Source organism: Streptomyces sp. NPDC001544 (assembly GCF_042894285.1).
Classification (GTDB): Bacteria; Actinomycetota; Actinomycetes; order Streptomycetales; family Streptomycetaceae; genus Streptomyces.
On sequence record NZ_JBIAVN010000009.1, the window covers coordinates 285,862 to 292,402 of the forward strand.

The following is a 6,541-nucleotide window of genomic DNA, read 5'->3' on the forward strand; positions in this document are numbered from 1 at the left end:
CATGTACCAATTCCTGATGCCGAGTCGTCAACCCCGTTTTCCAACGCCCCGGTTACGCACCTGCCGCCAGCGCCATCCTCGGGACCTGGTGTCGGCCGGGATCCTGTCGCCGTTGTCGCGGAGGAACTTCTCGGTCTGGTAGACGAGTTGCTCGGCCTGGTTACGGGTCTCTGCGGCCTCGCGGCGCCTCCGGTCCTCCTCGGCGTACTGTTCGGCCTCCCGCATCATGCGGTCGATGTCGTCCTTGGGCAGGGCCGAGCCGCCGGTGACGGTCATCTTCTGTTCGCGGCCGGTCGCGAGGTCCTTGGCGGAGACGTGCATGATCCCGTTGGCGTCGATGTCGAACGCGACCTCGATCTGCGGGACGCCGCGCGGGGCGGGTGGCAGGCCGGTGAGGTCGAAGACGCCGAGCTTCTTGTTGTAGGCGGCGATCTCGCGTTCCCCCTGGTAGACCTGGATGCCGACCGAGGGCTGGTTGTCCGCGGCGGTGGTGAAGATCTCCGAGCGGCGGGTGGGGATCGTGGTGTTGCGTTCGATCAGCTTGGTCATGATGCCGCCCTTGGTCTCGATGCCCAGGGACAGCGGGGTGACGTCGAGGAGGAGGACGTCCTTGACGTCACCGCGGATGACGCCTGCCTGGAGGGCGGCGCCGACCGCGACCACCTCGTCCGGGTTGACGCCCTTGTGCGGGTCCTTGCCGGTGAGCTCCTTGACGAGGTCGGTGACCGCGGGCATGCGGGTGGAGCCGCCGACGAGGATGACGTGGTCGATGGCGGAGAGCTGGACGCCCGCGTCCCGGACCGCCTGGTGGAAGGGGGTCTTGCACCGGTCGAGCAGGTCGGCGGTGAGTTCCTGGAACTGGGCCCGGGTCAGCTTCTCCTCCAGGTGCATCGGGCCCTCGGCGGAGGCGGTGATGTAGGGCAGGTTGATGCTGGTCTCGGACGACGACGACAGCTCGATCTTGGCTTTCTCGGCGGCCTCGCGCAGTCGCTGCACGGCCATCTTGTCGCCGGTGAGGTCGATGCCGTACTGCGCCTTGAAGCGGCTCGCGAGGTGCTCGACGATCCGCTGGTCCCAGTCGTCGCCGCCGAGGTGGGTGTCGCCGTTGGTGGCCTTCACCTCGATGACGCCGTCGCCGATCTCCAGCAGGGAGACGTCGAAGGTGCCGCCGCCGAGGTCGAAGACGAGGACGGTCTGCTCCTCGCCCCGGTCGAGGCCGTAGGCGAGGGCGGCGGCCGTGGGCTCGTTGATGATCCTGAGGACCTTCAGGCCCGCGATCTCGCCGGCCTCCTTGGTGGCCTGGCGCTGGGCGTCGTCGAAGTACGCCGGTACGGTGATCACCGCGTCGGTGACGTCCTCGCCGAGGTAGGCCTCCGCGTCCCGCTTCAGTTTCTGCAGCACACGCGCCGACAGCTCCTGGGCGCGGTAGCGGGTGCCGTCGACGGAGCCCTGTTCGGGGAAGCGCCAGTGCGCGTCGCCCATGTGGCGTTTCACCGAGCGGGCGGTGCGTTCGACGTTGGTGACGGCCTGCCGTTTGGCGACCTCGCCGACCAGTACCTCGCCGTTCTTGGCGAAGGCGACGACCGACGGGGTGGTCCGCGCGCCCTCGGCGTTGGCGACGACGGTGGGCTCGCCGCCTTCCAGGACGGCGACCACGGAGTTGGTGGTGCCCAGATCGATCCCGACCGCGCGTGCCATCTGTCGTCCCCTTCCGCCAGGGCGCCGGTGCCCGCCGCACTCCCAGCACAGAACCCGGGTGGGCCGTTGTCAATGCCGGGTACCCCCAGGGACCGCAAAAGACGGTGCCGCGCCCTTGGTCGAAGGGCGCGGCACCGGTCCGGGCGCAGCAGGTCAGGCGAGTTTCGCCGACAGGGTGATGTTTGTGCCGGCGAGGGCCTGGCTGACGGGGCAGTTCTTCTTGGCGTCCTCGGCGGCGGCGGCGAAGGCTTCGTCGTCGAGGCCGGGGACGGTGCCCTCGACGGTCAGGTGGATGCCCGTGATGCCCTCACCCGGCTGGAAGGTGACGTCGGCCGAGGTGACGAGCTTGGTGGGCGGGGTGCCGGCGCCGGCCAGGCCGTGCGACAGCGCCATCGAGAAGCAGCTGGAGTGGGCGGCGGCGATCAGCTCTTCGGGGCTGGTCTTGCCGTTCGCCTGCTCGGCGCGCGACGGCCACGACACCGGCTGCTCGCCGATGCCGGAGGAGTCGAACGTGACGACGCCGTTGCCCTCCAGCAGGTTGCCCTCCCAGACGGTGTGTGCGGTGCGCGTGGTTGCCACGGTGTGTCCTTTCGCGGGTGGTTCCGTCGTCCCCATCCGATCACATTCCGGCCCGTGGCACCCGCAGTACCCGGTTCACCCGCGGTGAACGGCGGGCGGCGCCCGGACGGCCCCTCGTCTCCCGGCCCGGCAGGGCCTCGGCGTCGCCGGCCGGTGTCTGTGGTTCGCCCTGCTCGGCAAGCCAGCGGCGCAGGACGCGGTGCACCTGCTCGGCCCCGGTGAGTTCCGCTCCGTCGTCGACGGGCGGCGACAGAGTGAGGGGGGACAGCAGGAAGGGGCGGGCCTGGGGGCCGCCGAGGCCGCCGTGGGAGCCGATCTGCTCCTCGAAGGCGAGGACTTCGCCGTCGGCGGGGTCGTGGAAGGAGTTGACCATGATGTCGGCGGCGTGCGGGAAGGAGTGGGTGCGGCGGACGGCGTCGGCCGCACCGGGCCCGAAGGCGGCGAGCGGGCCGGGTTCGTCGTCGAGCCGGTCGAGGGGTATCTCGACGCCGTACGGGCCGAGCACCACGCCGTCGTGCCGGTCGCTGCGCACCAGCAGGAAGCCGATGCCGGGGTGGTTGGCGAGGGTGGCGAGGAGGGCGGGGTGGCGGGCGTCGATCTCCTCCTTGGTCATGCGGTGGTGGACGTCCGGGAACGAGATCAGGCCGAGGTTGCCGGAGGCGAGCACGATCGGCTCCGAGTGGGGCGCGGGTCTGTGCCGTTCGCCGCGGGTCTCGTCCGGGCGGCGCAGGGCGGCGCGTACGGCGGCGCGGGCCTCGGCTCCGCTGCGGGTGCGTTCGGCCTTGCGCGGGACGGGCAGGCCGCAGCCGGCGCGGACGAGGTCGGCGAGGGTGAGGCCGTAGCGGGCACGGAAGGTCTCGCCGGGGCTCTGTCCGTGGTCGGACAGGACGACGATCCGGTAGGGGCGGGGGGCGTGTTCGGCGACGTTGGCGATCAGGGCGAGGGACCGGTCCAGCCGGGCCAGGACCTTCTCGGCGTCCCGGCTGCGCGGCCCGGAGTGGTGGGCGACCTCGTCGTAGGCAACCAGGTCGGCGTAGACGGCGGTGCGGCCGGCGAGCATGTCGCCCATGACGGCGGCGACGACGACGTCCCGTTCGACGACGGTCGCGAAAGCCCGGATGAACGGGTAGAGGCCGCCGCGCCCCACGCGCGGGCGCTGTCTTCGTATCCGGGCGCGGGTCGACTCGCCTATTTCACGGCCGACGTCGGCGATGAAGGACAGGGCGGTGCGGACGGCGTTGGCGGGGTCGGAGAAGTAGGCGAAGTAACCGGCCCGGGAGCGGTTCTCGCGGCCACGGCGACGGGCGGCTATGGACAGGACGAGGGCCTGTTCGCCGGCACCGCCGCTGAAGAGGTTGCCGCGGCTCGCTCCGTCGTCGGTGAGCAGTCCGCCGTCGCCTGTATGCGATATGGCGCGGCGCTGCAGTTCGGCGGCGCTCGTCGGGCGATTGCACACCATCACCTCGCCCTTGTCCTTCTCGTACCAGCGGAAGGCGGGGACGTCGAAGGTGCTGCCGTGCAGGATGCCGAGCTGGCTGGCACCGGTCTGACTGGACCAGTCGGTGCGCCAGGGGATGACCCGGTGCGTGGGCCGTTCGCCGTCGCCCGCGGCCAGCCAGCGGCCGACGGTGGGCATGACGCCCTTGGCGACGGCGTCACGGAGTACGTCGTGGCCGACCCCGTCGAGCTGGACGAAGACGGTGCCGGGCGTCTGGGGGCAGCGGGGGCCGGATCTGCGGCGGCGCAGGGCGAGCCGGGAGAGCCTGCGCCGGTAGGCGTCGTCGTCGCGGACCGTGAGGGCGGCGCCGGTGGCGGAGGCGACGGCGGACATCACGGCGGCGACGATGACGGCGGTCTCGGGTGCGGCCTCGCTGTCGCCGGAGGGGTTGATCCGCAGGGCGAGCAGCAGCAGCGAGCCGTTGAGGAAGAACACCAGCAGGCCGAGGACGAGGGCGGGCACGAGGAGCAGCAGCCGGACGAGGAGGGGCCACACGACGGCCGAGAGGATGCCGAAGGCGCCGGCTCCGAGGGCGGCGGTGACGGCGATCGTGGTGGCGCTGTCGCTGGAGGACGACTGCAGGTGGAAGTCGGGCAGGAGGCCGGCGAGGATGAGCATGGTGAGGGTGGAGACCGCCCACACCGCGATGCTCCGCCCGATCTGACCGGCGATCCGCCGCCACCGCCCGCCACGCACGCCCCGCACCCTTTCGACGTCCCCGGCCCGCGGCCACCGCGGGCGTTGACGGCCCCCACCTTGTCACACGGGCGGCGCGACGACGGAGGCCGGCCGTGACTAGCGGCCGTCGTACCCGGCGGTGGGCATGGAGAGCCGGCGGTGGACACGCGCCTTCATCTGTGCGTCGTAGCGGGGTTCGGCCCGTCCGACGGTCTCCACGCGTACTCCGCGCCGTGCGCACTCCGCGGTGAACTCCTCGACGGAGGACAGCGCGGACTCCAGGACACGGCGGCTGGGGGCGACGAACACGTCGAGTCCGGGGCGGACGCCGTCCCACAGCGCGCTGTGGTCGGGGCGCAGCCGTCGTACAAGGAGTTCGCGGGCGACGACGTAGCCGTGCTCGGCGGCCCAGCGGGCACACATGGCGTGCTGGCTGCGGGAGTCCACGAGGAACGGGTCGATCTCCAGCTCCTCCAGAGGAGTCAGACTGGCGATCGCGGTCACCCGTACCAGCGCGGCCCTGCCGGAGGCACCCCGTACCTGTCCCATGGCGTCCCCCTCACCTCCGGGTTTCGCCGCCGACCCTACTCCTGCCCGTAGGCTTCGGGGGAGTCGCGCGAAGGAGGCAAAGAGGTGCCGGTGGAGATCACCTGGTGGGGTCACGCCACCTGCACGGTCGAGGACTCGCACACACGGGTGCTGACCGATCCCCTGTTCGCCCGCCGGCTCGCGCATCTGCGCCGGCGCAGGGGTGCGCTTCCCCCGCCCGGCGCCTGGCACGCCGATGTGGTGCTGGTGTCGCATCTGCACGCGGACCATCTGCACCTGCCCTCGCTGGCGCGGCTCGCGCCGGGCACGCGCCTGCTCGTGCCCCGGGGTGCGCCCCGGGCTGTGCCGGGGCTGCGCCGGCTCGCCGGGCTGCGGGTCACCGAGGTGGTGCCCGGTGACCGTGTGGAGGTCGGGCCGCTGGTGGTACGGGCGGTGAGCGCGCGGCACGACGGGCGGCGGCTGCCGGTGGGCCCGCAGCGCTCCCCCGCCCTGGGGTACGTCGTCGAGGGCGAGGCGCGGACGTATTTCGCCGGGGACACGGGGCTGTTCGAGTCGATGGCCGAGGAGGTCGGGCCGGCGGACGTCGCGCTGCTGCCGGTGGGCGGCTGGGGCCCGTACCTCGGTGAGGGGCACCTGGACGCGGGGCGGGCGGCGCGGGCGCTGGCCCGGCTGGCGCCGCGCAGTGCGGTGCCGGTGCACTACGGGACGTACTGGCCGATCGGCATGGACGCGGTCCGTCCGCACGAGTTCCACGCGCCGGGCGAGGAGTTCGTGCGGCTGGCGGCGGTGCACGCTCCGCAGGTGACGGTGCACCGGCTCGGGCACGGGGAGAGCGTGCGCCTGGAGGTCGCCCGGTGATACGGCTGGCCGCCGTGGTGTCGGTGCTGCCCACCGAGTCGACCCAGCGGGCGATCGGGTATCCGTCACTGTTCCTGCTGGTGCTGCTCGGGGCGCTGCTGCCGGTGATACCGACCGGGGCGCTGGTGAGTTCGGCGGCTGTGGTGGCGGTCCACCAGACCGCGCCGTTCTCGCTGGCGCTGGTGTTCGTGACGGCGTCGCTGGCGGCGTTCCTCGGGGACGCGGCGTTGTACTGGCTGGGGCGGCGCGGCATGAAGTCGAAGAACGGGTCGCGGTGGCTCGGGGCGATCCGGGCGCGGGCGCCGGAGGACCGGCTGACGCAGGCGCAGGAGAAACTCGCCGAGCACAACGTGGCGGTGCTGGTCCTGTCCCGGCTGGTGCCGGCGGGACGGATCCCGGTGATGCTGGCCTGTCTGATGGCCGAGTGGCCGCTCGGACGGTTCGCGCGGGGCAACCTGCCCGCATGCCTGGCGTGGGCGGCGACGTATCAGGTGATCGGGATCCTCGGCGGGTCGCTGTTCCCCCGCCCCTGGGAGGGTGTGGTGGCGGCGGTGGGGGGGGGCGGGGGGGGGGGCGCCCCCCCCCCCCCCCGGCCCCGCGCCCCCCCCCCCCCCCCCCCGCGCGGCCGTTGGGGGGGGGGGGGGGTGGAATGCCCGCGGGCCGCAAACAGAGGCCCCCCCC

The 6,541-nt window shown here is 72.8% G+C and carries 5 protein-coding genes and 1 pseudogene; 2 read left to right on the forward strand and 4 right to left on the reverse strand.

Translation table 11 applies throughout. From position 1 onward, the window contains the following. Positions 1-27: 27 nt before the first annotated feature. The 4 genes from dnaK to ACFY0F_RS24145 all read right to left on the reverse strand — a co-directional run bounded on the left by dnaK (position 28) and on the right by ACFY0F_RS24145 (position 5,002). A complete protein-coding gene (gene dnaK, locus ACFY0F_RS24130; protein ID WP_388797868.1) occupies positions 28-1,698 on the reverse strand; it encodes a molecular chaperone DnaK in 1,671 nt (556 codons plus the stop codon). Positions 1,699-1,851: 153 nt separating this feature from the next. Next, positions 1,852-2,277: an OsmC family peroxiredoxin gene (locus ACFY0F_RS24135; RefSeq protein ID WP_388797871.1), complete on the reverse strand. Its 426-nt coding sequence runs from the start codon at positions 2,275-2,277 to the stop codon at positions 1,852-1,854. Positions 2,278-2,317: 40 nt separating this feature from the next. Continuing rightward, complete coding sequence (locus tag ACFY0F_RS24140; protein ID WP_388797874.1) at positions 2,318-4,480, reverse strand: phage holin family protein; 2,163 nt, start codon at positions 4,478-4,480, stop codon at positions 2,318-2,320. A gap of 90 nt (positions 4,481-4,570) precedes the next feature. Continuing rightward, complete coding sequence (locus tag ACFY0F_RS24145) at positions 4,571-5,002, reverse strand: hypothetical protein (RefSeq protein ID WP_388797877.1); 432 nt, start codon at positions 5,000-5,002, stop codon at positions 4,571-4,573. Positions 5,003-5,086: 84 nt separating this feature from the next. Between ACFY0F_RS24145 and ACFY0F_RS24150 the strand changes: the two genes are divergently transcribed. Together ACFY0F_RS24150 and ACFY0F_RS24155 are read left to right on the forward strand one after the other, a co-directional pair. Beyond that, entirely contained in the window at positions 5,087-5,860 is a 774-nt protein-coding gene (locus tag ACFY0F_RS24150) for an MBL fold metallo-hydrolase (RefSeq protein ID WP_388797880.1), read from the forward strand. Next, a pseudogene (locus ACFY0F_RS24155) lies at positions 5,857-6,414 on the forward strand (DedA family protein); the annotation flags it as partial. The gene ACFY0F_RS24150 and the pseudogene ACFY0F_RS24155, both read left to right, overlap by 4 nt. Positions 6,415-6,541: the final 127 nt, after the last annotated feature.

Excerpts from the sequence above, each read along its gene's own strand:
- ACFY0F_RS24145 (WP_388797877.1), bottom strand. The coding sequence starts at position 5,002 with ATGGGACAGGTACGGGGTGCCTCCGGCAGGGCCGCGCTGGTACGGGTG.
- dnaK (WP_388797868.1), bottom strand. The coding sequence starts at position 1,698 with ATGGCACGCGCGGTCGGGATCGATCTGGGCACCACCAACTCCGTGGTC.